The following is a 24,128-nucleotide window of genomic DNA, read 5'->3' on the forward strand; positions in this document are numbered from 1 at the left end:
TTTAATTGGAGGGAAATTCTTTGGAAAGTATATATTCCCTATTTGAGAAGCCGCGTGATGCTGTGTCATTTGATGCCATGCGAATTCGTATTGCATCTCCGGAAAAAATCCGGTCTTGGTCATACGGAGAGGTGAAAAAACCAGAAACCATTAATTATCGTTCGTTTAAGCCTGAACGTGACGGGCTTTTTTGCGCGAAAATTTTTGGTCCCACAAAGGACTGGGAATGCAATTGCGGTAAATACAAGAGAATGAAGCATCGGGGAATTGTGTGTGACAAGTGTGGCGTTGAGGTTATCCAGTCAAAGGTACGTCGTGAGCGGATGGGGCATATTGAGCTGGCGGCTCCAGTTGCCCATATTTGGTTCTTAAAAGGTGTCCCAAGCCGGATTGGTATCTTATTGGACATGAGCCTCAAGCAATTAGAGAAAATTCTCTATTTTGAAGCGTATGTGGTACTTGATCCAGGAAATACCTCGCTTAAAGAACATGAATTGTTAACGGAAGAGAAGTATCGGGAATGCCTTGAGGAGTTTGGGATTCAGTCCTTCAAGGTTGGTATCGGTGCGGAGGCTATTCGCGAGTTACTGCGGAAAGTTGATGTTGAAGCCTTATGGAATGAGCGCGATACCAAGATGAAGGGATCTGTGTCTTCGGCTGTGAATAAAAAATTAACGAAGCGACTCAAGGTGATTGAGGCATTTTTTAAGTCAGGGAACAATCCTGAGTGGATGATCATGGATGCCATTCCTGTTTTACCTCCAGAGCTTCGTCCGCTCGTGCCATTAGATGGTGGGCGATTTGCCACATCTGACTTAAACGACCTGTACCGGCGTGTCATTAATCGAAATAATCGCCTCAAGCGATTGGTTGAGCTGAAGGCTCCCGGAGTGATTATTCGCAATGAGATGCGAATGCTTCAGGAGGCGGTTGATGCGTTATTTGATAACGGACGCCGTGGACGAGTTATTCGGGGAGCGAACAAGCGTCCGTTAAAATCCCTGAGCGATATGCTCAAAGGAAAACAGGGGCGATTCCGTCAAAACCTATTAGGAAAACGCGTTGATTACTCTGGCCGTTCCGTGATTGTCGTGGGCCCTGAGCTGCGGTTGAATCAATGTGGAATTCCCAAGAAAATGGCTCTGGAGCTGTTTAAGCCATTTATTTTCCATAAACTTGAAGAGCGTGGTGCTGCGACGACTATTAAAAGTGCGAAGCGTCTCGTTGAGAAAGAGCGTCCTGAGGTTTGGGATGTCTTGGATGAAGTGATTCGTGAGCATCCCGTAATGTTGAATCGAGCACCGACACTGCACCGATTGGGTATACAGGCATTTGACCCTGTGTTGGTCGAGGGGAAGGCGATCCGTCTTCATCCTCTTGTGTGTGCCGCTTTTAATGCTGACTTTGATGGTGATCAGATGGCGGTTCATGTACCGCTCTCCGTTGAGGCGCAAATTGAGGCTCGGGTGCTGATGATGTCTATTAATAATGTGCTTTCTCCTGCGAATGGAAAACCATTATCAATCCCGTCACAAGACATGGTGTTGGGCTGTTACTGGTTGACGAAGGAGTCCAAGGGGGCGAAGGGTGAAGGGGCGATTTTCTCTTCTCCTGAGGAAGTGCGGATTGCCTATGATGCTGGAGAGGTTGAAGAGCAGGCTCGCGTCAAGGTGCGCATCGAGCATGCATTGATTGAGTCCACGGTGGGAAGAATATTGTTGTATGAAATTCTACCATCGAAAATACCGTTTTCAAATGTCAATCAATTGATGACCAAAAAAGAAATGACAAAGCTGATTGATGCGGTGTATCGCCAGGCAGGCCTTCATGAAGTGGTCGTGATGTTGGATAAACTGAAGGATTTAGGCTTTGCGTATGCGACAAAAGCTGGCGTATCCATTTGTATCGACAATATGCATATTCCGACAAAGAAGGAAGCACTCATTAAAAAGGCTGAAGTTGAGGTGCATGATGTTCAGCAGCAATATAGTGAGGGGCTCATTACGAATGGTGAACGGTACAACAAAGTCATTGATATTTGGGCCCATGTCAGTGAACAGGTTGCCAATGAGATGATGAGCGAAATTAGTGCTGCAGACGGCGACGGTAGTGAGATGCAAGCCTTAAACCCGATTTTCATGATGGCGGACTCTGGAGCTCGAGGGAGTTCTCAGCAAATCAGGCAGCTTGGAGGTATGCGGGGATTAATGGCTAAGCCATCCGGTGAAATCATTGAGACGCCAATTACGGCCAACTTTAGGGAAGGGTTGACGGTGCTCCAGTATTTCATCTCTACGCATGGTGCACGGAAAGGTCTAGCGGATACCGCGCTGAAAACTGCAAATTCAGGGTATTTAACCCGTCGTCTTGTTGATATTGCTCAAGATGTCATTGTCAGCGGGATTGATTGCATGACCACTGATGGAATTATCGTCACATCGCTTGTTGAAGGTGGTGAGGTCATACAGCCTTTGGAGGAGAGAATTCTGGGCCGTCTTACGGCAGAAGATGTTCATGATCCCGTTACGCAAGAAGTCATTGTGAAGGCCAATGTGGAGCTTGATGAGGCTCGTGTTCGTGCCGTTGTTGAGTCGGGTATTGATCAAGTTCGTATTCGATCTGTCCTGACATGTCAGGCAAGATGGGGTGTGTGCGTCATGTGTTATGGTCGCGACTTAGCAAAGGGGCGGCTTGTGGAGAAAGGTGAGCCCGTTGGTGTGATTGCGGCACAGTCCATTGGTGAGCCTGGTACGCAGTTAACCATGCGGACATTTCATATCGGCGGAACGGCAAGCAAAGTTGTCGAGCAGACAGTGCTTGAGGTTCGGCATGAAGGGTATCTCAAGTATTTGAGCTTTGATGCCAAAAAGAATGCAGATTTTCATAATCCATCGATGGCCGTCAAAACCCAGAAGGGTGATTGGGTTGTGATGAGTCGGAATGCGAAGGTTGCGGTTTTCGATGATAGCGGTCGTGAACGAGAGAAGTATCCTGTTGTTTATGGCGCGAAAATAAAGGTGAAGGATGGCGGGAAGGTTGAACTTGGGCAAAAGGTTGTCGAGTGGGACCCTTATTCTCTGACGATCTTAACTGAAGTTGGTGGAAAAATTGCTTATGGTGACATATCCGAAGGCGTGACCATGAAGGAAGAGGTCGATGAGGTGACCGGGTTATCGCGGAAGGTTGTCATTGAGCAAGCCGGGACGAATCTGCGGCCACGTTTGTCAATCAAAGATGATGGAGGGAAGACCGGTAAGCTTTCATCTGGGGCTCAGGCGCGATATTTATTGCCAGTTGGTGCACATATTTTTGTTGAAAAAGGTGGTATTGTTCATCCTGGCGACGTGTTGGCAAAAATTCCTCGAGAAACAACGAAAACCAAAGATATTACTGGTGGTTTACCGAGAGTTGCGGAGCTATTTGAGGCAAGGAAACCAAAGGAGCAGGCTGTTGTCAGTGAAATTGATGGTGAGGTGTCCTTTGGTGGTTTCGTAAAAGGCATGCGGAAGGTCTCGGTCGATAATAAAATTGGTGATGTCAAGGAGTACTCTATCCCGCGCGGGCGGCATGTCAATGTGCATGAGGGGGATTGGGTTCGTGCTGGTGAGCCGCTGATGGATGGCTCAGCGAATCCACATGATATTCTTGCGGTCTTGGGGCCAAGGGAGCTCCAGAAGTTTCTTGTAAATGAAGTTCAGGAAGTGTATCGCTTGCAGGGTGTGGTAATTAACGATAAGCATATTGAGGTTATTACGCGTCAAATGCTTCGGAAGATACGAATTGAGGAAGCGGGTGATACGATATTTTTGCCTGGGACTCAGGTTAATAGGTTTAATTTTGAAGATGAAAATGAACGAGTTCTGGCAGAGGGCGGGGTTCCTGCGATTGGAAAGCCGGTTCTCCTTGGAATAACCAAGGCTTCATTGAGCACGGACAGCTTCATTTCTGGGGCGTCATTCCAGGAAACGACACGAGTGCTGACGGAGGCGGCTATCAATGGTCGAGTCGATGATCTCCGTGGGTTAAAAGAGAATGTCATTGTTGGAAGGTTAATTCCAGCCGGGACTGGCTATTCAGAGTATCGAGAAACCTACGTTCCTGGACCTGTTCAAAAAACGGAATTGCCTGAAGGTGAAGAGGGAAGCGTGAGTCCGTTGGCAGTGGTTCCTTCCGGAGGTACGTAAGGGGCGAATTATTTATTTGAGATGCAGGAAACATCTCTTGACAGAGTAAGGTTTGCTCTATATAATTCGTCGGTTTTGCGCAAGATTTAATAATATCTGAAAGCAATCAGGGAAAATACATGCCTACCGTTAATCAATTAATTCGTGGATCACGAAAGAGTGCAAAAGCTAAAAGCAAGAGCCCTGCATTGAACCGTTGCCCTCAGCGTCGCGGTGTGTGTCTCAGGGTTTATACGACGACTCCAAAGAAGCCGAATTCAGCTTTGCGTAAGGTTGCGAGGGTTCGATTAACGACGGGCGTTGAAGTGACGACGTACATTCCTGGTATGGGTCACAACCTTCAGGAGCATTCCATTGTACTGATTCGTGGCGGTCGGGTTAAGGACTTGCCTGGCGTTCGGTATCATATGGTTCGTGGGGCTTTGGATGCCGTTGGTGTGGCCAATCGAAAGCAGGGTCGATCCAAGTATGGAGCGAAGAAGCCTAAGTAGTGGTTGATGTGCTCCATTCTCACTCTTAATTTTCTTTAAATTGGAATTTTTTCGTTATGCCTAGAAGGCCTATTGTACTCCGTAAGAAAGTCTCGTATGATCCGCGCTTTAATGACCCGGTGGTCGGGAAGTTTCTGAGCATCCTTATGAAGGATGGTAAGAGGAGCACTGTTGAGCGCGTATGTTACGGGGCCTTTGATCTCGTTCAGGAGAAGACGGGGAATGACCCACTAAAGGTGTTTCACGCGGCTCTCGGAAACGTAAAGCCTGTTGTTGAGGTGAAGTCTCGTCGTGTTGGTGGGGCTTCGTATCAGGTTCCCGTTGAGATTCGTTCTGTGCGCCAGATCGCCTTGGGGCTGAGGTGGATTAGTCAGAGTGCAAAGGCGAGGGCTGGGCGTAGCATGCAGGAGAAGCTTGCGGGTGAGTTGTTGGATGCGGCGAACAATGCCGGGGCATCTGTGAAGAAGCGAGATGAAGTGCATCGGATGGCTGAAGCGAATCGAGCTTTTGCGCACTACCGTTGGTAGGTAGCTTTTTGTGTGCTGCAGGTGGTCCCGTCCAGGGCGGTCTGTTGGTGCTTTGACTGCTTGGGGTGTTGGGCTTTAATAATCCTGCAGTATTTTTTTGTGGAGAACGTGTGGGTATAGATTTACCATTAAGTCTGAGTCGTACTAGGAATATAGGCATTATGGCCCATATTGACGCTGGGAAGACGACGACAACTGAGCGGATATTGTTTTATACCGGAGTGTCTCATCGTATTGGTGAGGTCCATGAGGGGGCTGCTCAGATGGACTGGATGGAGCAGGAGCGTGAGCGTGGTATTACGATTACGTCGGCTGCGACAACCTGTTTTTGGGGTGAGCATAGGATTAATATCATTGATACTCCTGGTCATGTCGATTTTACTATTGAGGTCGAAAGATCGCTTCGCGTGTTGGACGGTGCTGTAGCGGTTTTTGATGCCGTGCAAGGTGTGGAGCCTCAATCGGAGACGGTGTGGCGTCAGGCTGATAAGTATCAGGTTCCTCGTATTGCTTTTATGAATAAGATGGATCGTGTCGGCGCCGACTATTTTGCTGGAATCCAGACCATGGTTGATCGCTTGGGAGCGAATCCTGTTCCTATTCAATTGCCCTATGGGAAGGAAGATTCGCTTCGTGGGTTGTTTGATTTGGTTGAAATGAAGGCTTATGTCTATGACGATGAAAGTCTTGGGGCGGCATATACCGTTGAGGATATTCCTTCGGAGTCTCTTGAATTGGCGCAGGAATATAGAGAAAAAATGATTGATGCTGTTGCGGAATTTGATGATTCTGTGATGGAGCGTTACCTGAACGGGGAAGAGCTTAGTGTTGATGAGATTAAGCGAGCGATACGGGCTGGCACTATCAGCATGAAGATTACGCCTATCTTTTGCGGGTCTGCATTTAAGAATAAGGGGGTTCAGCCCTTATTGGATGCAGTCATTGATTTTCTCCCTTCGCCTTTGGATCTTCCTCCTGTGGTTGGCGTGGAGCCTAAGAGTGGGGAGGAGCTTGCGCGCAAGCCTGAATTGGATGAGCCGTTCTCTGCCTTGGCATTTAAGATTATGAGTGATCCCTTTGCCGGTCAATTGACATATTTTCGTGTGTATTCCGGAAGGCTGTCTACCGGGTCATACATCTACAATGTCACGCAGGGTAGAAAAGAGCGTGTCGGTCGACTTTTGAAGATGCATGCGAATAAACGTGAAGATATTGATGAGGTCTTTGCTGGAGACATTGCCGCGGCAGTTGGGTTAAAGGACTCGCGGACTGGCGATACGTTGAGTGATGAAAAGCATCCAATTTTGCTGGAAGTCATTAAGTTTCCAGAGCCAGTTATCTCCCTTGCTGTTGAGCCAAAAACCAAGCAGGATCTAGAAAAGCTTGGGTTTTCGCTTGGTAAGCTTGCACAGGAAGATCCTTCCTTTCATGTGAAGACTGATGAGGAGACCGGGCAGACATTAATTTCTGGTATGGGTGAATTGCACTTGGAGATTATTGTTGATCGTCTTCTGCGGGAGTTTAAGGTGCAGGCCAACGTCGGAAAGCCTGAGGTGGCCTATCGAGAGACTATTAAGAAGGCTGCTGATGCTGAAGGCAAGTATGTGAAGCAGACTGGTGGTCGAGGTCAGTATGGTCATGTCATGCTGACTGTTGAGCCTGGAGATACTGGGGTTGGTCTGGAATTTGTCAACAAAATTGTTGGTGGGGCGATTCCAAGGGAGTATATTCCTGCTGTGGAAAAGGGTGTGCGTGAGCGTTTGGAGTCTGGCGTGCTGGCGGGTTATCCCATGCGAGACCTGAAGGTGACCTTGTTTGATGGCTCGTATCATGATGTTGATTCGAATGAGATGGCTTTTAAGATCGCCGCATCTATGGCTTTCGAGGCTGCATGTCGAAAGGCTGATCCAACATTGTTGGAGCCGATTATGAAGGTTGAAGTTCTCGTGCCTCAAGATTTTATGGGTGATGTAATTGGTGATCTGAATAGCCGGCGAGGTAAGGTCCATGGCATAAAGGCGCGGGCTTCATCGCAGGCCGTTGACGCTGCTGTTCCGTTAAGCGAGATGTTTGGGTACGCAACCGACTTGAGGTCAAAGACTCAGGGGCGTGCGACTTATAGTATGGAATTTGAGGAATATGAAGCTGTGCCAAAGCAGTTAGCTCAGCAAATTATCAAAAAGCAGAGTGGAGAGTAGGGTTTTAGCGTTTCTTTTTGGTGTATGTTGTTGACTTGTTTGTGTGATGGCTTGATAGAAAAGAACTGATAAGGAGGCGGGAATGGGGAAGGCGAAATTTGAGCGGAAGAAGCCGCATTTGAACGTGGGAACCGTGGGGCATGTGGACCATGGGAAGACGACGCTGACCTCGGCGTTGACGAAGGTGATGGGCGATCAAGGGATGGCGCAATATGTGGCCTACGATGAGGTGGCCAAGGCGAGTGAATCGCAGGGCCGTCGGGATCCCACGAAAATTCTCACGATTGCCATTTCCCATGTCGAGTATGAGTCGCAGAATCGCCATTATGCGCATGTAGACTGTCCGGGGCATGCGGACTATGTCAAGAATATGATCACGGGCGCGGCGCAAATGGATGGAGCCATTTTGGTGGTCTCAGCTGCTGATGGGCCGATGCCGCAAACGCGCGAGCATATACTCTTGGCGCGGCAGGTGGGGGTGCCCTATATTGTGGTCTTTTTGAATAAGGCAGATAAAGTGGAAGATCCCGAGCTCTTGGAGTTGGTGGAGCTGGAAGTGCGGGAGTTGCTGAGTAAGTATGGGTTTCCAGGCGATGATGTGCCGATTGTGACGGGTTCGGCGATTAAGGCGATTGAAGGGGATCAGAGTGAGATCGGGGTGCCTTCGATTATGAAATTGTTAGAGGCGGTGGATAGTTATATCCCGACGCCAGAGCGCGCGATTGATAAGCCGTTTTTAATGCCGATTGAAGATGTGTTTACGATCAGTGGGCGGGGGACGGTGGTCACGGGTCGTGTGGAGCGTGGGCAAGTGAAGGTGGGTGATGAGATTGAGATTGTCGGGTTGAAAGATACGCAGACGACCGTGGTGACGGGCGTGGAGATGTTTCGCAAGGTGTTGGATGAAGGGCAGGCGGGGGATAACATTGGGGCCTTACTTCGGGGGACGAAGAAGGAGGACGTGGAGCGCGGGATGGTGCTCGCGAAGCCCAAGAGTATCACGCCGCATACGAAGTTTAAGGCGGAAGTGTATGTGTTGACAAAGGAAGAGGGGGGGCGGCATACGCCGTTCTTTAAGGGGTATCGGCCACAATTTTATTTCCGGACGACAGATGTGACGGGGATTGTGGAGTTAGAGGCCGGGGTGGAGATGGTGATGCCGGGGGACAATGTCTCGTTCACGGGCGAGTTGATCGCGCCGATCGCGATGGAGCAGGGGTTACGGTTCGCGGTGCGGGAAGGTGGTCGGACGGTCGGAGCCGGTGTGGTCACGGAAATCTTAGCCTGAGGCTGGAAAGAGGGGTTTTGACACGGTGAATGGAGAGCGCAGAATTAGGATTCGGTTAAAAGGGTTCGACTATCGCATTTTGGATCAGTCCGTGCGTGAGATTGTTGATACGGTGATGCGGAGTGGTGCCAGGATTGCCGGTCCTGTTCCGTTGCCGACGCGCATCGAAAAGTTTACCGTTCAGCGAGCGACTCATTGCGATAAGAAATCTCGCGAGCAATTTGAAATTCGAACCCATAAAAGATTGTTGGATATTATGGAGCCGACGCCTGAAACGATGGATGCTTTAATGAAGTTGAATTTGGCTGCAGGTGTCGACGTTGAAATTAAATTGTAATGTTCGTGTGATTTGTTGTCCGCGCTGCATGGCAATTACTTGTACTGAAATATAGAAACTCAGGGTTATCACATGATTGCTGGTTTGTTGGGTAGAAAGTTGGGAATGATTCAGGTCTTTGACGCTCAGCGTAGGCTGTTGCCGGTTACCGTTGTTGAGGCAGGGCCATGTGGGGTCGCTCAGGTCAAGACGAAGGATCGTGATGGATATGATGCTGTTCAAGTTGGATTTGAGGAGATTCAAGAGAAGAAGTTAGCCAAGCCGAATGTGGGTCATTTTCGTGCGAGGGAGTCTCGGCTTTGGCGTTACCTTCGTGAGTTTTCTGCGGCTGGTGAGTGTAAGGTGGGTGATCTGTTTAAGGTTGATATCTTTTCTGAGGGTGAGGGGATTGATGTTCAGGGGGTATCAAAGGGTAAGGGCTTTCAGGGTGTCATGAAGCGTCATAATTATTCAGGTGGACCTGCCACGCATGGCTCAATGTTTCATCGCGCTCCAGGGTCAATTGGTAATGCTTCCTATCCATCGCGTGTATGGAAAAATAAGGGTATGCCTGGTCAAATGGGTAATAAGCGTATTACGGTTCAGGGGTTAAAGGTTGTTGAGGTTCGACCTGAAGAAAATCTATTGTTTATTTCTGGGTCTGTGCCTGGCAGTATTGGTTCACTTGTGATTGTGAGAAAACTTAAGGGTAAGGAATAGTAGAGGAAATGCCAACGTACAAGATCACTAAGGCAGATGGCAGTCAAGCTGAAACTGTGGAATTGGGTGAACGCGTATTTGGTACTCCAGTTGACCGCTCTCTTCTGCATGCGGCTGTGAATATGCAGAGAGCTTCCTTTCGGCAGGGAACGTCGTCAACGAAGGGGCGAGGAGAAGTGGCTGGCTCTGGTAAGAAGCCATGGAAGCAAAAGCATACTGGTCGTGCGCGCTCCGGGTCTGTTCGTTCGCCAATTTGGCGTCATGGTGGTATTGTGTTTGGTCCAAAGCCAAGGGATTACAGTTATCGGATGCCAAGGAAGATGTATAGATTAGCCCTTCGTTCCGCTTTGTCATCAAGAGTGGGTGATGGTGATGTTGTCATCCTGGCGAGTATTGCCTTGCCTGAGCAAAAGACACGTCATTTGGCCAAAGTATTGTCAGGTGCAGGTTTATCTGGCGGGGCGTTAATCGTGGCTGGTGATGATTACCATGCCTTAGAGAGGGCATCGCGTAACCTTAGTGGAGTCAAGCTGACGAAGGTTGAAAATTTGAATGTCTATGACATTTTGCGGTACGAAAAGGTGGTACTTCTTCAAAGTGAAGTTGAAAAGATTCAGGAGTTTTGGTCGTAATGTTGAATCCATATGATATTTTAATTCGCCCTCTTTTGACGGAGAAGATTACGAATCTTCGTGATAGTAAGAATTGTGTATCGTTTGTCGTAAGCCGAAGGGCATCGAGAATCGATATAGGGCAAGCTGTTGAGGCGATCTTAAAAGTTAAGGTCGAGGCCGTTAATGTCATGAATGTTAAGGGAAAGCCTAAGCGTCAAGGTCGGTTTGTTGGACGTAGGCCTGATTGGAAGAAGGCCATAGTGACGCTTAAGGAAGGTGAAAAGGTTGATTTGTATGAGAGCGCGTAGTTCGCTCTCCTAGACATTCTCTTTTTGTACTGCTGTGAGTAAACGAAATGCCAATTAAAGAATATAAGCCAACATCGCCTGGGCGTCGAGGAATGTCCGCGCTGTCGAATGCGGGACTGTCAAAGAAACGACCGGAAAAGGGCCTCACTGAAAGTTTAGCGAAGTCAGGAGGTCGCAACAATCGTGGAAGAGTTACCTCTCGTTTTCGTGGAGGTGGGCATAAACGACTGTATAGAAAGATAGACTTCAAGAGAGATAAGGTTGGCGTTGAGGCGAAGGTCATAAGTATTGAGTATGATCCTAATCGTTCAGCCAGAATTGCTCTTCTTTGCTATAAAGATGGGGAGAAGCGCTATATTTTAGCTCCTGATGGATTGAATGTGGGTGGCCGTGTGTATGCCGGTGTCGGGTCAGAGATTCGAGTTGGAAATGCCTTGCCTCTCATGTCTATGCCTCTTGGTTCTGTCGTTCATAATATTGAGCTTCGCCCTGGGAAGGGTGCGCAGTTAGTTCGGAGTGCGGGCTCTTCGGCTCAGGTTATGGGTCGTGATGGAGCGTATGTTCAGGTTCGTTTGGTGTCTGGCGAAATGCGTCGTATTTTAGGTACGTGCATGGCTACGGTTGGGCAGGTTGGTAATAGTGATCATGGAAATATCACAGTCGGCAAGGCGGGGCGTTCGCGTTGGAAGGGACGCCGTCCTCATGTGCGTGGGGTCGTCATGAATCCGGTAGATCACCCGCATGGAGGTGGTGAGGGGAAGTCTGGTCAGGGAAATCCTCATCCTGTTTCACCGTGGGGTGTTCCGACAAAGGGATATAAGACTCGAAAAAAGAAAAATCCGTCATCAAAGTTCATTATTTCACGGCGGAAGTCCAAGAAAGGTAAGTGAGGATCTTAAATGCCTAGATCAGTACGAAAAGGTCCATTTGTTGATGATCATCTAATGGAAAAAGTTGAAAAGATGAATGATTCACGTGAATCAAAGTTGATTAAAACCTGGTCTCGTCGATCAACAATTGTTCCCGAGATGATTGGTCATACGTTTGGTGTGCATAACGGGAGAAAGTTTATTCCAGTGTATGTCACCGAAAATATGGTTGGCCACAAGCTTGGGGAGTTTTCTCCTACTCGGTTCTTTAAGGGCCATGGCGCTGCGAAAACAGAAAAAGGTGCCGCCTTAAAGTAGTGAATGTACATAAGGCAGTTTATGTTTAATGCGAAGTTGTGAATTGAGGTAACTGTTGTGTCTGAAGCTCGTGCTCTTTTACGTCATGTAAGAATTACGCCTAGGAAAGCTAGGGAAGTGGTTGACATGGTTCGCGGTCGACAAGCTCAAGAGGCGTTGAACCTTTTACGATATACGCCGCGCTCGGCAGCAAGGGTTGTGGAGCAGGTATTGCAGTCGGCTGTTGCGAATGCTGGTCAGAAGGAGTTGGGCGAACCTGATTCGCTTAGGATTATCCGAGCCTATGTGGATGGTGGGCCTGTGCTTAAACGGTTTCGTGCTCGATCCATGGGAAGGGCTAATCCTATAGTGAAACGGACAAGCCATATTACGCTCGTTGTAGGTCCGATGTCCTGAGGGTAAGTCTATTGTTTATGTTTAATCGGAAGGCTGTGAGGTAAAGATGGGTCAAAAAACCCACCCATTCGGTTTTCGTCTTGGTTACACGCGAACGTGGAATTCTCGATGGTATGCAAAGAGAGATTTCACAAAGCTTTTGCATCAAGATCTCGCTATACGAGGTCTCGTGAAGAAGCGGCTCTATCACGCGGGAATTTCCAGAGTTGAAATAGAGCGGTCTGGTAATCAAGTAAAAGTCATCATCCATACGGCACGCCCTGGTATTATTATTGGTCGAAAAGGGGCAGAGGTCGATAAATTGAAGGCTTCCTTGGAGCGTGAATATGGGAATGAAGTGTATGTCACGGTCAAGGAAATTAAAAAGCCGGAGTTGGATGCCCAGCTTGTTGCTGAAAATATTGCGACGCAGCTCGAGAAGCGTGTGTCTTTTCGCCGCGCTTTAAAGCGGAGTGTCGCATCGGCTTTGCGTCTTGGAGCCTTAGGGGTTCGGGTATACTGTGCCGGTAGGTTAGGTGGGAATGAGATTGCTCGGACTGAATGGTATCGTGAAGGTCGCGTTCCTCTTCATACCCTTCGGGCGGACGTGGAGTATGGTTTTGCCGAGGCGAAGACGGCCATGGGGCAAATTGGAGTGAAAGCGTGGATTTTTAAGGGTGAGGCAACAGTACCTTCTGCGGAAAAAGCTGACTCCACTTTAGGATTTTTGTAACACGTAAGGTTGTGTTCGGGTATTGTAGACTTTCTTAGCCGGTTTAAGGAAATAGGGAATGTTAGCACCGAAACGAATAAAGTACCGTAAAGTGCAGAAGGGGCGAATGCGCGGGAAGGCCTATAAGGGCGGTAATGTAACCCTTGGCCAATTTGGCTTGAAGGCTTTAGAGCCAGGGCGCATCACGGCAAGGCAGCTTGAGGCGGCGAGAATTGCTATGACCCGTCATGTAAAGCGTGGAGGTCGAATCTGGACAAGAGTCTTTCCTGATAAGCCAGTCACAAAAAAACCAGCAGAGGTTCGAATGGGTAAAGGTAAGGGTAACCCTGAGTTTTGGGTTGCTGTTGTCAAGCCTGGTCGTATTCTCTACGAGATGGATGATGTGACGAGGCCTGTGGCGGAAGAGGCTTTACGGTTAGCTGGGCACAAGTTGCCAATTGCGACGAAATTTGTGGTTCGCGGTGAAATTAATTTGTGATAAGGGGTCATTTCAGTGAATGTGAGTGAATTGCGAGATATGGAAGAGTCTGAACTGCTTGGGAAGGTCAAGCAGTTGAAAGAGGAATTATTTCATTTCCGTTGTCAGCTTGCGATGGGAAGAATTGAAAACCCAATGCGTATTAGGCAAACCAAACACGATGTGGCCAGGGTAATGACCGTCATCCGGCAGCGTGCAATGGCGAAAGGTCCTGACGCGGCAAGCCGTTAGGGTAGGCTGAATAAAATATGATGACTACGATTCGAAAGAAACCCAAGTACTTTTATGGCAGTGTGATTAGCAATAAAATGGCTAAAACTGTTGTCGTGGCGGTAACTCGTCAAGTGGCACATCCACTTTACGGGAAAATTATGAAACGAATTACGAAGCTGAAAGCGCATGATGAGGGTGATCGTTGTCAAGTTGGTGATCGTGTTCGGCTCTCGCCTTCAAGGCCCTTAAGCAAGGAAAAGCATTGGCGGGTCGCTGAAATACTGTCTAAGGGTGGGGGCGTTTAAAAATTTTGACAATTAGTAATCATCCTTGTTGAGACTCATTATGATTCAAAATTATACATATCTTGATGTTGCAGATAATTCAGGCGCGAAAAGTGTGCGATGTTTTCATGTGCTTGGTGGAACAAAGCGTCGATATGGCTCATTGGGAGATTTAATAGTCGTCTCCGTGAGGGAGGCTATTCCAAAGGCTTCGGTTAAGAAAGGTGATGTGGTCAAAGCTGTCATTGTGAGAACAAAGAAAGGTCGGCGCCGTGTTGACGGTTCTCATATCAAGTTTGATCGAAACGCTTGCGTATTGGTAAATGCCCAAGGCGATCCAATCGGGACTCGAATATTCGGCCCTGTTGCTCGCGAGCTACGAATGAAAAAGTATATGAAAATTATTTCATTAGCACCTGAAGTTATTTAGCGTGTTGGAGGTTTAGTTGTGAGTCAACGTGTGCGTGAGCGAGCAAAGTGTCGAATAAAAAAAGGTGATACCGTTATGGTTATTGCTGGTCGAGATCGTGGGAAGATCGGGAAGGTCCTCTCTATTTCGATGCAGGCTGGTCGAGTGATGGTAGAGAAAATTAATATTGTAAAACGCCATACGAAGCCTACTCAAAAAAATAAGCAGGGCGGAATTTTAGAGAAAGAGGCATCGATGGCCATTTCGAATATTATGCCGTATTGTGAGTTGGTGAAAAAGCCATCACGTACCAGGATGAAGATTCTTGATGACGGACGGAAAATACGAGTGTATCAGAAGGCTCCTGATGAGTCATTGGATAAGAACTGATGAAAAGTGAAAAAAAATCTGAAAAGCAGAGCGAAGGGGTCGGCTCTTCAACTGGTCAGTCGTATACCCCGAGATTGAAAGCTGTGTATCATGAGCGTGTTGTGCCAGCTATGCTTAAGGACTATTCGTACGCGAACGCGATGCAGGTTCCTAGGCTTGACCGGGTTGTGTTAAATGTCGGAATGGGTGCGGCTGTTCAGAATGTTAAGCTATTAGAGGGTGCAATCCTCGAGCTCAAGCAAATAACAGGTCAAAAACCAGTTATGACGCGTGCAAAGAAAGCGATTGCAGGGTTTAAGCTTCGAGAGGGAATGCCTATTGGGGCCAAAGTGACATTACGTGGAAATCGAATGCATGAATTTTTAGACCGCTTAATGAATATCGCGTTACCAAGAATACGTGATTTTCGAGGTGTGTCCACAAAGGCATTTGATGGTAACGGTAATTACACGTTGGGGTTAAAAGAGCAGCTAACCTTTCCTGAAATTAAATACGATGAGGTTACCTCTATTCATGGAATGGATATTACGATTGTGACGACGGCCAAGCGAAATGACGAAGCCCGGTCTTTGTTGGCTCACTTGGGTATGCCATTTAGAACTTCATGATTGTCGAAATAAGGGGCTACGTGTATGTCAAGACTCGCTTTACGAAATAAAGCCGCAAAAAAACCAAAGTTTGAAGTTCGGTGTTATAATCGTTGTCCTTTGTGTGGGAGAGTGAGGGGATTTCTTCGTCGATTTAGAATGTGTCGAATTTGCTTTCGACTTTTAAGTCTTAAGGGAGATATTCCTGGAGTGACCAAGTCGAGTTGGTGAAAACGCTCTTGGTGTTTTTTAAGTGATTGACCTTTATCCGTTGAGCATGTTTACGATGACCATAGTTAAAAATTAAGATGGGATGGTGGGAGTAGCCAATGTCGATGACTGATCCAATTTCTGATCTTTTTGTGCGTATTCTCAATGCCGGAGCCAGGGGCCATGAAAAGGTTCTCGTTCCAGCCTCACGATTAAAGGCAGAAATACTGAAAATTTTCCAAGCTGAAGGTTTTATTAAAAAATATCAGTCAATCACTGGTGATGGGCATGAAGTGTTAGAGGTAGAGCTTCGCTATTTTCCAACTCGACAAAAAAAATCATATATCACAGGAATAAAGAGAATCAGTAAGCCTGGGCGTAGGGTATATGTTGGGAAAAAAGATATTCCTCGAGTGATGAATGGACTTGGTGTTGCCATTCTCACGACGCCAAGTGGGGTACTGAGTGATTATAACTCACGCCAGCAAGGTGTTGGTGGTGAAGTGCTCTGTCATATTTGGTAGCAAATATTTCTTTCTCGTTGTTAATGCTGTAGTAGGGCGTTGTTGATTTAATGAATAAGGTACAAGATGTCTAGGATCGGAAGAAAACCCATTGTAATCCCATCAAAAGTTGATGTGCAGGTGAATGAACATGAGGTAGCCGTGAAGGGCCCGCTTGGTCGACTGACTTGGGCGTTGCCTCCTGGCGTAACGGCTCAGGTTGAAGATGGTCATTTGAATGTGTCGCGCAATGGTGGTGGCGCAGAGCTTCGTGCATTACACGGCTTAACTCGTGCGGAATTATCGAATCAAATTGAGGGAGTTCTCAATGGTTATGAGCGAACGCTTGAGCTGACTGGTGTGGGGTATCGTGCGCAAATGCAAGGACAGTCCTTGTCGTTTAATGTCGGTTTCTCTCATCCTGTTTTGCTTGACCTGCCAGATGGAGTTAAGGCTACTGTTGACAAGCAAACCGTAGTGTCACTCAAGGGTATCGATAAGCGACTCGTCACCCAAGTCGCAGCGAAAATCAGAAAAGTTAAATCTCCTGACGTGTATAAGCAGAAGGGGATTAAGTATGCAGGTGAGGCGTTGAGAAAGAAGGCCGGCAAGGCTGGGAAAAAATAGGACATAACATGAATCCACTAGTGAAGCGACAAGGACTTGCAAGGAGACGGGCACGTGTTCGTCAACGTGTAATTGGTACGCAGGTACGCCCTCGATTGAGTGTTTATCGTAGCAATAATCACATTTATGCTCAGATCATTGATGATGAGACAGGTCGAACGTTGGTATCGGCTTCAACTTGTGATCCTGGGTTGCGCAAAGACATTCAATCAGGTGGGAATATCGAAGCCGCGAAAAAAGTAGGCAACATGTTGGTTGAGAGAGCAAAAGCTATCCCAATACAGAAAGTCGTCTTTGATCGTGCTGGAAGAATGTATCATGGTCGAGTAAAAGCGTTGGCCGATGCGGCAAGATCAGGTGGGTTAGAATTTTAAAATTTCTTTATACGAGTATGCAAACTAGGAAGCAGGCTTTTGTGGAGAGGAGTATTGCTGAGTGCGTGTAAAAATTGAAGAGCTAAATTTACGAGACAAGCCGGTCGTGATCAATCGGGTTGCTAAAGTGGTTAAGGGTGGAAAGCGGTTTTCCTTTTCTGCTTTAGTCGTTGTTGGTGATGGCGAAGGTTGGGTTGGCGTCGGTAAGGGAAAGGCCACAGAAGTTCCCTCAGCAATTGCGAAAGCTGTTGAGCATGCCAAAAAGCATATGATCAGAATTCCTCTAAAAAATGAAACGATACCACATGAAGTGCATGGGTATTTTGGTGCAGAGCATGTTTTATTAAAGCCGGCTAAAAAAGGTACAGGCATTATCGCTGGCGGCGCAGTTCGAGCTCTTCTAGAGGTTGCTGGCACTCATAATATTGTCGCCAAAACATTGGGAAGAGGAAATCCGTTTAATGCTGTGCGTGCAGCCTTGGAGGGATTAACTCAGCTTCGTGACCCGCAGCAAGTCAGGCAAATACGTCATCAAGAGGGTGAGCACGACGAGTCACTTCCGAAGGTAGGGTGAAGAAATGGTATCTACTCATCAAGATAGCTCTCCAGCAACACTCATTATACAGCTCAAGCGAAGTCCTATAGGCAGTCCAAAGAAAATCCGTCGAAATTTGATGGGGCTTGGTTTACGTCGAATGCACCAAGTCGTCCAACGTCCTGATACGAACCAGGTTCGTGGGCTTGTCAATAAAGTTAAGCATCTAGTCGAGGTAACACATCCATGAGGCTGCATGAACTCGGGCCATCTCCAGGCTCAAAAAAGAAAAGAAAGCGGCTCGGTCGTGGACCTGGGTCAGGTCGAGGCAAGACGTCTGGGAAAGGTCATAAAGGTCTATTGGCACGGTCCGGTCTGAAAAATCAGGCTGGCTTTGAAGGTGGACAGACACCACTGGCGAGACGCCTCCCAAAACGTGGATTTACCAATATATTTCGCATTTCATATGTCATCATTAATCTAAAGGCTTTATCGGCTTTTAAGGAAGGTGCAACCGTTTCTCCTGACACAATGCGTGAAGCTGGCTTGGTCAAGGGGCGAGGATCACAGGTTAAGATTCTTGGCGATGGCGAGTTGGGTTATCCTTTAGTTGTCGAAGCTCACAAATTTAGTGAGTCGGCACGAGAGAAGATCGAAAAAGTCGGTGGGCAAGTTAAGGTGATCAGCCGTGCTTGAACGGCTCATCACGAGCCTCCAAAACATCTTTAAAATTCCAGAGTTGCGGAGCCGCGTGTTGTTTACGTTGGCAATGCTTGCTGTGTACAGGATGGGAGCTCATATTCCCACTCCTGGAATTAATAATGAAGAACTCTTTAATTTCTTACAAGATAGAGGGGGAGCTCTTATGGGCTTCCTCGATATTTTTTCTGGGGGAGCGTTATCGAGGTTAACCATTTTTGCGCTGGGCATTATGCCATACATCAGCGCCTCGATTATCATTCAGCTCCTGACCGTTGTTGTTCCTCATTTATCCAAGCTGGCGAAGGAGGGTGAACGAGGCCGAAAAGCCATCATTCAATACACCAGATATGGCACAATTGGAATCGCTCTTATTCAAGGTTTCGGTATTTCGTTGGGCCTTGAAGGGATGAATCAGGGTGCGTTTGTCTTGGAGCCTGGGTGGTCTTTTCGCTTTATGACCGTCATCACGTTAACTGCAGGCACTGCATTTCTCATGTGGCTTGGTGAACAAATCACAGAGCGTGGAGTTGGAAACGGGATTTCGCTCATCATTTTTGCTGGAATCGTTGCAAGCCTCCCAAGTGCGGTCGTTCAAACATTTGATTTATATCAAATTGGGCAGCTGAGCCTGCCTTTATTACTCTTGCTTGTCGTCGTCATGCTTGCGGTTGTCGCGGCTATTGTGTTTTTGGAGAGTGGGAGAAGGAAAGTTGCTGTTCAGTATGCAAAGCGTGTTGTTGGAAGAAAAGTCTATGGTGGGCAGAGTACGCATATACCATTGAAGATTAATACGGCAGGAGTGATTCCTCCAATTTTTGCTTCATCAATCATCGCGTTTCCTGCTACAATTGCTGGGTTTATCCAAGTACCATGGGTGCAGTCAATTGGGGCTCAGTTAGCTCCTGGTTCTCTTTTGTATACCTTGCTCTACGTTGGACTCATCTTATTTTTCTGTTTCTTTTACACCGCCGTTGTGCTCAATCCTGTTGATATGGCTGACAATATGAAAAAACATGGCGGTTTCATTCCTGGCATTCGCCCAGGGCAGCGAACTGCAGATTATATTTATAAAGTGTTAACGAGGATCACGTTTGCCGGTGCTATATACTTGGCCATTGTCTGTGTCATTCCTGAACTGCTGATTTATAAATTGAATATGCCGTTTTATTTTGGTGGAACTTCTCTTTTGATTGTGATTGGCGTGGGGTTAGATACCGCTCAACAGATAGAGTCGCATATGTTGATGCGTAACTACGATGGCTTTTTGTCAAAGGGACCTTTGCGAGGTAGAAGTTCCTAGTCATGCGTATCATATTTCTCGGCCCTCCAGGAGTAGGAAAAGGAACGCAAGCTGACGCGATTGCGAAAGAGTTTGCTATTACTAAAATATCAACGGGTGATCTCCTTCGAGAAGGTGTGGCAAACGGAACTACTCTGGGAAAGAAAGCCAAGGAGTATATGGATAGCGGAGGATTAGTTCCTGACGAAGTGGTTATTGGACTCATTGAGGAAAAGCTTATAACACCAGAGAGTCGAGCTGGATTTTTGTTAGATGGGTTTCCTCGCACTGTTGCGCAGGCCAATAAATTATCAGACATACTTGAAGCGAAGAATCAATCATTAGATAAGGTTGTCTATTTTGTGCTATCTCGTGAAGAAGTCGTTCGTCGACTGAGTGGGAGGCGAAGCTGCCCGAAATGTCGCGCGGTTTTTCATATTGAGTCGATTCCTCCTAAAAATGACGGAGTGTGTGATTTTTGCTCTACGACACTCGTCCAACGGAGTGATGATCAGCCGGATACGATTCAAGCTAGACTCTCGGTATACGAAGAGCAAACTGCTCCGCTAATTGAGTATTATCGAGACAAAAATAACTTATGTGAGCTAGATGGTTCGGGAGCTGTAGCCGATGTTCAGAAACGCTTGCTCGCAGCGTTATCTGGTTCCTGAGCGAATGATTGTTCTTAAAACTCCTGAAGAAATTGAGCTGATTGCTAGTGCGTCACACATTGTGGCGAAGTCGCATCAAAGGATTCTGGAAGAAGTTAAGCCAGGTGTCACAACCTTAGAGCTAGACAAATTGGCAGAAGAGTGTATACGGGAGTATGGTGCGATTCCAGCATTTAAAGGCTACCGTGGCTATACCAAAACTCTTTGTGCTTCCGTCAATGAAGAGGTCGTCCATGGCATTCCTTCAGGGCGTGCGCTAAAGGATGGAGACATTATCGGTTTAGATCTTGGAGCTATTGTTGATGGGTTTTACGGAGACGGGGCTATCACTGTATCCGTTGGGGAAATATCGCCTGAGATCAAAAAGCTTATCATGGTGACGGAAGAGTCATTAAGACGGGGAATTGCAAAGGCTATTGTGGGAAATCGTTTATCTGATATTTCTCATGCGGTTCAGTCGTACGTCGAGTCTCAAGGTTTTTCCGTGGTGAGGGACTTCGTGGGACATGGTATCGGTCGTCAATTGCATGAGGAGCCACAGGTGCCAAATTATGGGAGACCCGGTCAAGGGCCGCGACTTAAAGCTGGGATGGTATTAGCCATTGAACCCATGGTAAACATTGGAGAGGCGTCGGTGCGAGTGTTAGATGACGGGTGGACCGCAGTGACTCGTGATCAATCGTTATCAGCTCACTTTGAGCATACGATATCGATACAACCCGAAGGGCCAGCGAGAATTTTGACGGCGCTGAAACATTAGAATACAGTCTGTAGCTGTTGAATATAGACGCAATGTTATATAGGGGTGTTCTCGAGCACGATAGGTGAGATTGTTCTGGCGATTGAGGATTCATTATATGTTGAAGTTGTCTAGGTATTGCGATTGTTATTATAGGTGCTCGAGTGGCTAAAGAAGATGTCATAGAGGTGCAAGGGGCGGTCCAAGAGACCTTACCGAATGCAATGTTTCGTGTTAAATTGGACAATGGCCACGTTATCCTCGCGCATATTTCAGGGAAAATGAGAATGCATTTTATTAGAATTTTGCCTGGTGATAAGGTCACAGTTGAACTTTCTCCCTATGACCTGACAAGGGGCAGAATTACCTATCGTTTTAAGTAAGGGAGATGAGCTGTGAAGGTAAAGTCATCTGTAAAACAAATTTGTGTGAAATGTCAGGTCATTCGCCGGAAGGGGATTGTCCGTGTGCTGTGTTCTAATCCTCGGCATAAGCAACGTCAGGGGTGATCAAGAATTTCTTGCATCGTAGAGCATTTTAATGGAGAGAAGAAAGTGTGAGATGTTGGCTCAGATGCACATAAGAGCCAACTAAAGGAGTTTATATGGCAAGAATTGCAGGGGTTGATTTACCGGTAGGGAAACGTATTGATATCGGCTTACGATATATATATGGAATCGGGCCTATTCGGGCTAGAGACATCCTAAAAAAGACCGGTGTGCCTGGTGAGACTCGAGTAAAGGATCTTCAAGAAGAAGATATCGTGAAACTTCGTGAAGTGATTGATCAGGATTATAATGTCGAGGGTGATCTCCGTAAGGAAGTGACCATGAGCATTAAAAGACTGATGGATGCCGGAGCGTATCGTGGTCTTCGCCATCGAAGAGGGCTGCCTGTCCGAGGGCAACGAAGTAAAACGAATGCAAGAACACGAAAAGGGAAACGTGCGGCTATTGGAGGAAAGGGGCGAAAGTAGCTCCCTCTGATCAACGAAGGTAAACGGACAAGGAACATACGAGCATGAGTGTAAAAAAAGGGAAAAAGAAGGAGCGAAAAGTTGTTCAAGCTGGGATTGTCCACATTCAAGCTTCTTTTAATAACACCATTGTCACGATAACCGATATGACCGGTGGAGCTGTGTCCTGGGCAAGTTCTGGGAGTCAAGGCTTCAAAGGATCAAGGAAAAGTACTCCATTTGCCGCGACACGTGCAGGTGAGGCTGCGGCCAGAAAGGCAATGGAACATGGCATGCGACAAGTTGATGTGTATGTCAATGGACCAGGGTCAGGTCGTGAATCTGCTGTTCGTGCGCTACAATCAGCTGGGTTACGTGTCACATTGATTCGGGATGTCACGCCTATTCCTCATAATGGATGCCGACCACCCAAACGCAGACGGGTATAATACAGATTACTTTATCAAATACGACTTATTGAGCAATACGGTTGCATCATCGAAGGGAGGTAGCGTGTGGCAAAATATTCAGGGCCAGTTTGCCGCCTATGTAGACGGGAAGGGGTGAAGTTGTTCCTCAAGGGTACGCGTTGTATGACAGAGAAGTGTGCCATTGAGCGTAGAAGCTATGCTCCGGGACAACATGGGCAGTCCCGACGGGCGAGAGTAACCGAATATGGAGTTCAGCTGAGAGAAAAGCAAAAACTCCGACGAGTCTATGGGATGCAGGAGCGACAATTTCTTGGGACGTTTCGATCAGCAGAGCGTCAAGAGGGAATTACTGGAGAGCTGCTCCTCAGTTTGTTGGAACGACGGCTTGATAACGTGGTGTACCGGCTTGGCTTTGCCACGTCAAGAAGTCAAGCAAGGCAACTGGTGAATCATGGCCATATCAAAGTCAATGGGCGAAAAACTGATATTGCCTCCTTTACAGTGAAAATTGATGATATTGTTGAAATTCGTGAAAAAAGTCGGACAATTCCAACGATTCAGGCAGCACTAGAGACGGTAGAGGGAAGAGGGGTGCCTAATTGGCTGGACTTAGAAAGTGCGGCATTTAAGGGAAGTATTCGTGCACTGCCTTCAAAGCAAGACATTGACGTTCTTGTGAATGAACAAGTTGTAGTTGAACTCTATTCACGGTAGTCCATACGGAAATCTTATCTCAAAGAGTTGGCACTACTCACAACTTATTAAACGAGAACAACGGAAGGGGAAGGTATGATTAAAGGGATGAAGGATTTCCAGCTGCCAATGAGGCTTGAACTGGAAAAAGAGACCGCCTCTCCCACATATGGCCGGTTTACTGCAGAGCCGTTTGAGCGCGGATTTGGCACCACAGTCGGGAATTCACTACGTCGGGTTTTGCTCTCGTCTCTTCCAGGTTCAGCTGTGACTTCTGTGAAAATTGAGGGTGTCTTTCATGAGTTCTCAACTATTCCAGGCGTCACGGAAGACGTGACAGTCATTATCTTAAATGTGAAGGCACTTCGGGTAAATTTACTTTCCGAACGAGCCAAAGCCATTCGATTGAAGAAAACAGGTCCAGGTGAAGTGAAAGCGTCTGATATCATCGAAGACCCTGATGTGATGATACTTAATCCAGATTTGCACATCGCCACACTTGATAAAGATGGCACACTTGATATGGAATTGATCGTCAAGCCTGGACGGGGCTATGTGCCTGCGGAGCGGAATAAAGAAGAAGGATTACCTATTGGCGTCATTCCTGTCGATTCAATATTTTCGCCAATTAAACGCGTCAACTTTCATGTCGAAAGCGCTCGAGTTGGCCGAGTGACGGATTACGATAAACTCAACCTTGAAGTGTGGACCGATGGCAGTGTGACTCCACAAGATAGTGTGGCCTCTGCGGCCTTAATCTTACGGGAGCATCTTGATATTTGCATTCCGAATGAAGAAGGTGTTGATGCGAAGCGAGAAGTGGCCTCTGATGAGAGTAGCGAAGAGGTCAATGTGAACTTGTTTAAAAGTGTCAACGAACTTGAGCTGTCGGTCAGAGCCGCCAATTGCTTGAAAAATGCGAATATTAAAACTATCGCCGATCTTGTCCAGAAGACGGAAAATGAAATGCTCAAGACGAAAAACTTTGGGAAAAAGTCTTTGAACGAAATCAAGGAAGTCTTGGCAGAAATGGGGTTGGAACTCGGCATTAAGGTCACTGATATGGTAGCAGCCGGAGCCGAATCCAACTAACATTTTCCGCTTAAT

Annotated in this window: 35 protein-coding genes; all 35 read left to right on the top strand. The window is 47.2% G+C overall.

Features of this window, described 5'->3' with window-relative positions:
- Positions 1-20: 20 nt before the first annotated feature.
- The 35 genes from rpoC (at position 21) to ACWHX8_RS03430 (ending at position 24,113) form a co-directional block, all read left to right on the top strand.
- Positions 21-4,184 (top strand): DNA-directed RNA polymerase subunit beta', encoded by a 4,164-nt coding sequence (gene rpoC / locus ACWHX8_RS03260; RefSeq protein WP_447970535.1) that lies wholly within the window; start codon positions 21-23, stop codon positions 4,182-4,184.
- 119 nt (positions 4,185-4,303) lie between these two features.
- Entirely contained in the window at positions 4,304-4,675 is a 372-nt protein-coding gene (gene rpsL, locus ACWHX8_RS03265; RefSeq protein WP_447970536.1) for a 30S ribosomal protein S12, read from the top strand.
- Between the two features lie 56 nt (positions 4,676-4,731).
- Complete coding sequence (gene rpsG / locus ACWHX8_RS03270) at positions 4,732-5,202, top strand: 30S ribosomal protein S7 (protein ID WP_447970537.1); 471 nt, start codon at positions 4,732-4,734, stop codon at positions 5,200-5,202.
- Between the two features lie 116 nt (positions 5,203-5,318).
- Complete coding sequence (gene fusA / locus ACWHX8_RS03275; RefSeq protein ID WP_447971853.1) at positions 5,319-7,400, top strand: elongation factor G; 2,082 nt, start codon at positions 5,319-5,321, stop codon at positions 7,398-7,400.
- A gap of 82 nt (positions 7,401-7,482) precedes the next feature.
- Positions 7,483-8,688 carry an elongation factor Tu gene (gene tuf / locus ACWHX8_RS03280; protein ID WP_447970528.1) on the top strand — a complete coding sequence of 402 codons (1,206 nt, stop codon included), beginning with the start codon at positions 7,483-7,485 and terminating at the stop codon, positions 8,686-8,688.
- Between the two features lie 25 nt (positions 8,689-8,713).
- Positions 8,714-9,025 (top strand): 30S ribosomal protein S10, encoded by a 312-nt coding sequence (rpsJ, locus tag ACWHX8_RS03285; RefSeq protein WP_447970538.1) that lies wholly within the window; start codon positions 8,714-8,716, stop codon positions 9,023-9,025.
- 72 nt (positions 9,026-9,097) lie between these two features.
- On the top strand, positions 9,098-9,724 hold the full coding sequence (gene rplC, locus ACWHX8_RS03290; RefSeq protein ID WP_447970539.1) for a 50S ribosomal protein L3: 627 nt from the start codon (positions 9,098-9,100) through the stop codon (positions 9,722-9,724).
- 8 nt (positions 9,725-9,732) lie between these two features.
- Positions 9,733-10,356 (top strand): 50S ribosomal protein L4, encoded by a 624-nt coding sequence (gene rplD, locus ACWHX8_RS03295; RefSeq protein ID WP_447970540.1) that lies wholly within the window; start codon positions 9,733-9,735, stop codon positions 10,354-10,356.
- 2 nt (positions 10,357-10,358) lie between these two features.
- A complete protein-coding gene (locus ACWHX8_RS03300; RefSeq protein ID WP_447971854.1) occupies positions 10,359-10,646 on the top strand; it encodes a 50S ribosomal protein L23 in 288 nt (95 codons plus the stop codon).
- Positions 10,647-10,693: 47 nt separating this feature from the next.
- Positions 10,694-11,536 carry a 50S ribosomal protein L2 gene (rplB, locus tag ACWHX8_RS03305; protein WP_447970541.1) on the top strand — a complete coding sequence of 281 codons (843 nt, stop codon included), beginning with the start codon at positions 10,694-10,696 and terminating at the stop codon, positions 11,534-11,536.
- A 9-nt stretch (positions 11,537-11,545) separates the two neighbouring features.
- The gene (gene rpsS, locus ACWHX8_RS03310) at positions 11,546-11,833 is read left to right on the top strand and encodes a 30S ribosomal protein S19 (RefSeq protein ID WP_447970542.1); all 288 of its coding nucleotides are present in this window, start codon (positions 11,546-11,548) and stop codon (positions 11,831-11,833) included.
- A 57-nt stretch (positions 11,834-11,890) separates the two neighbouring features.
- Positions 11,891-12,229 carry a 50S ribosomal protein L22 gene (gene rplV, locus ACWHX8_RS03315; RefSeq protein WP_447970543.1) on the top strand — a complete coding sequence of 113 codons (339 nt, stop codon included), beginning with the start codon at positions 11,891-11,893 and terminating at the stop codon, positions 12,227-12,229.
- 46 nt (positions 12,230-12,275) lie between these two features.
- Positions 12,276-12,941: a 30S ribosomal protein S3 gene (gene rpsC / locus ACWHX8_RS03320; RefSeq protein ID WP_447970544.1), complete on the top strand. Its 666-nt coding sequence runs from the start codon at positions 12,276-12,278 to the stop codon at positions 12,939-12,941.
- A gap of 58 nt (positions 12,942-12,999) precedes the next feature.
- Positions 13,000-13,419, top strand: coding sequence for a 50S ribosomal protein L16 (rplP, locus tag ACWHX8_RS03325; RefSeq protein WP_447970545.1), 420 nt, complete (start codon positions 13,000-13,002; stop codon positions 13,417-13,419).
- A 15-nt stretch (positions 13,420-13,434) separates the two neighbouring features.
- Positions 13,435-13,650, top strand: a complete 216-nt coding sequence (gene rpmC / locus ACWHX8_RS03330; protein ID WP_447970546.1) for a 50S ribosomal protein L29 — start codon at positions 13,435-13,437, stop codon at positions 13,648-13,650.
- A 20-nt stretch (positions 13,651-13,670) separates the two neighbouring features.
- Positions 13,671-13,937 (top strand): 30S ribosomal protein S17, encoded by a 267-nt coding sequence (gene rpsQ / locus ACWHX8_RS03335; protein ID WP_447971855.1) that lies wholly within the window; start codon positions 13,671-13,673, stop codon positions 13,935-13,937.
- Between the two features lie 40 nt (positions 13,938-13,977).
- Positions 13,978-14,346, top strand: coding sequence for a 50S ribosomal protein L14 (gene rplN / locus ACWHX8_RS03340; RefSeq protein ID WP_447970547.1), 369 nt, complete (start codon positions 13,978-13,980; stop codon positions 14,344-14,346).
- Between the two features lie 18 nt (positions 14,347-14,364).
- Complete coding sequence (gene rplX, locus ACWHX8_RS03345; RefSeq protein WP_447970548.1) at positions 14,365-14,715, top strand: 50S ribosomal protein L24; 351 nt, start codon at positions 14,365-14,367, stop codon at positions 14,713-14,715.
- Positions 14,715-15,323 carry a 50S ribosomal protein L5 gene (gene rplE / locus ACWHX8_RS03350; RefSeq protein ID WP_447970549.1) on the top strand — a complete coding sequence of 203 codons (609 nt, stop codon included), beginning with the start codon at positions 14,715-14,717 and terminating at the stop codon, positions 15,321-15,323. Before rplX ends, rplE begins: the two co-directional genes overlap by 1 nt.
- A 24-nt stretch (positions 15,324-15,347) precedes the next feature.
- The gene (locus ACWHX8_RS03355; protein WP_447970550.1) at positions 15,348-15,533 is read left to right on the top strand and encodes a type Z 30S ribosomal protein S14; all 186 of its coding nucleotides are present in this window, start codon (positions 15,348-15,350) and stop codon (positions 15,531-15,533) included.
- A 98-nt stretch (positions 15,534-15,631) separates the two neighbouring features.
- Entirely contained in the window at positions 15,632-16,036 is a 405-nt protein-coding gene (gene rpsH / locus ACWHX8_RS03360; RefSeq protein WP_447970551.1) for a 30S ribosomal protein S8, read from the top strand.
- Positions 16,037-16,102: 66 nt separating this feature from the next.
- Positions 16,103-16,642 carry a 50S ribosomal protein L6 gene (gene rplF, locus ACWHX8_RS03365; RefSeq protein WP_447970552.1) on the top strand — a complete coding sequence of 180 codons (540 nt, stop codon included), beginning with the start codon at positions 16,103-16,105 and terminating at the stop codon, positions 16,640-16,642.
- Between the two features lie 8 nt (positions 16,643-16,650).
- A complete protein-coding gene (gene rplR, locus ACWHX8_RS03370) occupies positions 16,651-17,016 on the top strand; it encodes a 50S ribosomal protein L18 (RefSeq protein ID WP_447970553.1) in 366 nt (121 codons plus the stop codon).
- Between the two features lie 61 nt (positions 17,017-17,077).
- Positions 17,078-17,590, top strand: coding sequence for a 30S ribosomal protein S5 (gene rpsE, locus ACWHX8_RS03375; protein ID WP_447970554.1), 513 nt, complete (start codon positions 17,078-17,080; stop codon positions 17,588-17,590).
- A 4-nt stretch (positions 17,591-17,594) separates the two neighbouring features.
- A complete protein-coding gene (rpmD, locus tag ACWHX8_RS03380) occupies positions 17,595-17,801 on the top strand; it encodes a 50S ribosomal protein L30 (protein ID WP_447970555.1) in 207 nt (68 codons plus the stop codon).
- Positions 17,798-18,247: a 50S ribosomal protein L15 gene (rplO, locus tag ACWHX8_RS03385; RefSeq protein WP_447970556.1), complete on the top strand. Its 450-nt coding sequence runs from the start codon at positions 17,798-17,800 to the stop codon at positions 18,245-18,247. The genes rpmD and rplO overlap by 4 nt, the downstream gene beginning before the upstream one ends.
- Positions 18,240-19,553, top strand: a complete 1,314-nt coding sequence (gene secY, locus ACWHX8_RS03390; protein ID WP_447970557.1) for a preprotein translocase subunit SecY — start codon at positions 18,240-18,242, stop codon at positions 19,551-19,553. Before rplO ends, secY begins: the two co-directional genes overlap by 8 nt.
- A 2-nt stretch (positions 19,554-19,555) precedes the next feature.
- Positions 19,556-20,203 carry an adenylate kinase gene (locus ACWHX8_RS03395; RefSeq protein ID WP_447970558.1) on the top strand — a complete coding sequence of 216 codons (648 nt, stop codon included), beginning with the start codon at positions 19,556-19,558 and terminating at the stop codon, positions 20,201-20,203.
- A gap of 4 nt (positions 20,204-20,207) precedes the next feature.
- Positions 20,208-20,963, top strand: a complete 756-nt coding sequence (map, locus tag ACWHX8_RS03400; protein ID WP_447970559.1) for a type I methionyl aminopeptidase — start codon at positions 20,208-20,210, stop codon at positions 20,961-20,963.
- A gap of 143 nt (positions 20,964-21,106) precedes the next feature.
- Positions 21,107-21,325 carry a translation initiation factor IF-1 gene (gene infA, locus ACWHX8_RS03405; protein WP_447970560.1) on the top strand — a complete coding sequence of 73 codons (219 nt, stop codon included), beginning with the start codon at positions 21,107-21,109 and terminating at the stop codon, positions 21,323-21,325.
- Between the two features lie 12 nt (positions 21,326-21,337).
- Positions 21,338-21,451, top strand: a complete 114-nt coding sequence (gene rpmJ / locus ACWHX8_RS03410; RefSeq protein ID WP_447970561.1) for a 50S ribosomal protein L36 — start codon at positions 21,338-21,340, stop codon at positions 21,449-21,451.
- 95 nt (positions 21,452-21,546) lie between these two features.
- A complete protein-coding gene (gene rpsM, locus ACWHX8_RS03415) occupies positions 21,547-21,918 on the top strand; it encodes a 30S ribosomal protein S13 (RefSeq protein WP_447970562.1) in 372 nt (123 codons plus the stop codon).
- A gap of 44 nt (positions 21,919-21,962) precedes the next feature.
- Positions 21,963-22,346 (top strand): 30S ribosomal protein S11, encoded by a 384-nt coding sequence (rpsK, locus tag ACWHX8_RS03420; protein WP_447970563.1) that lies wholly within the window; start codon positions 21,963-21,965, stop codon positions 22,344-22,346.
- Positions 22,347-22,412: 66 nt separating this feature from the next.
- Complete coding sequence (gene rpsD / locus ACWHX8_RS03425; protein ID WP_447970564.1) at positions 22,413-23,042, top strand: 30S ribosomal protein S4; 630 nt, start codon at positions 22,413-22,415, stop codon at positions 23,040-23,042.
- 87 nt (positions 23,043-23,129) lie between these two features.
- Positions 23,130-24,113 (top strand): DNA-directed RNA polymerase subunit alpha, encoded by a 984-nt coding sequence (locus ACWHX8_RS03430; RefSeq protein ID WP_447971856.1) that lies wholly within the window; start codon positions 23,130-23,132, stop codon positions 24,111-24,113.
- Positions 24,114-24,128 lie beyond the last annotated feature (15 nt).

The organism is Nitrospira sp. M1, assembly GCF_965152605.1.

Coding starts and splice junctions, on each gene's coding strand:
- rplD (WP_447970540.1), top strand. CDS start 9,733: ATGCCAACGTACAAGATCACTAAGGCAGATGGCAGTCAAGCTGAAACT.
- ACWHX8_RS03355 (WP_447970550.1), top strand. CDS start 15,348: ATGTCAAGACTCGCTTTACGAAATAAAGCCGCAAAAAAACCAAAGTTT.
- rplE (WP_447970549.1), top strand. CDS start 14,715: ATGAAAAGTGAAAAAAAATCTGAAAAGCAGAGCGAAGGGGTCGGCTCT.
- rpsH (WP_447970551.1), top strand. CDS start 15,632: ATGTCGATGACTGATCCAATTTCTGATCTTTTTGTGCGTATTCTCAAT.
- rplB (WP_447970541.1), top strand. CDS start 10,694: ATGCCAATTAAAGAATATAAGCCAACATCGCCTGGGCGTCGAGGAATG.
- rpsK (WP_447970563.1), top strand. CDS start 21,963: ATGAGTGTAAAAAAAGGGAAAAAGAAGGAGCGAAAAGTTGTTCAAGCT.
- ACWHX8_RS03430 (WP_447971856.1), top strand. CDS start 23,130: ATGAAGGATTTCCAGCTGCCAATGAGGCTTGAACTGGAAAAAGAGACC.
- rplN (WP_447970547.1), top strand. CDS start 13,978: ATGATTCAAAATTATACATATCTTGATGTTGCAGATAATTCAGGCGCG.
- rplP (WP_447970545.1), top strand. CDS start 13,000: ATGTTAGCACCGAAACGAATAAAGTACCGTAAAGTGCAGAAGGGGCGA.
- rpsS (WP_447970542.1), top strand. CDS start 11,546: ATGCCTAGATCAGTACGAAAAGGTCCATTTGTTGATGATCATCTAATG.
- tuf (WP_447970528.1), top strand. CDS start 7,483: ATGGGGAAGGCGAAATTTGAGCGGAAGAAGCCGCATTTGAACGTGGGA.
- rpmD (WP_447970555.1), top strand. CDS start 17,595: ATGGTATCTACTCATCAAGATAGCTCTCCAGCAACACTCATTATACAG.
- rplF (WP_447970552.1), top strand. CDS start 16,103: ATGTCTAGGATCGGAAGAAAACCCATTGTAATCCCATCAAAAGTTGAT.
- rplR (WP_447970553.1), top strand. CDS start 16,651: ATGAATCCACTAGTGAAGCGACAAGGACTTGCAAGGAGACGGGCACGT.
- rpsC (WP_447970544.1), top strand. CDS start 12,276: ATGGGTCAAAAAACCCACCCATTCGGTTTTCGTCTTGGTTACACGCGA.
- rplC (WP_447970539.1), top strand. CDS start 9,098: ATGATTGCTGGTTTGTTGGGTAGAAAGTTGGGAATGATTCAGGTCTTT.
- rpsQ (WP_447971855.1), top strand. CDS start 13,671: ATGACTACGATTCGAAAGAAACCCAAGTACTTTTATGGCAGTGTGATT.
- map (WP_447970559.1), top strand. CDS start 20,208: ATGATTGTTCTTAAAACTCCTGAAGAAATTGAGCTGATTGCTAGTGCG.
- rpsL (WP_447970536.1), top strand. CDS start 4,304: ATGCCTACCGTTAATCAATTAATTCGTGGATCACGAAAGAGTGCAAAA.
- rplO (WP_447970556.1), top strand. CDS start 17,798: ATGAGGCTGCATGAACTCGGGCCATCTCCAGGCTCAAAAAAGAAAAGA.
- ACWHX8_RS03395 (WP_447970558.1), top strand. CDS start 19,556: ATGCGTATCATATTTCTCGGCCCTCCAGGAGTAGGAAAAGGAACGCAA.
- rpsG (WP_447970537.1), top strand. CDS start 4,732: ATGCCTAGAAGGCCTATTGTACTCCGTAAGAAAGTCTCGTATGATCCG.
- rpsM (WP_447970562.1), top strand. CDS start 21,547: ATGGCAAGAATTGCAGGGGTTGATTTACCGGTAGGGAAACGTATTGAT.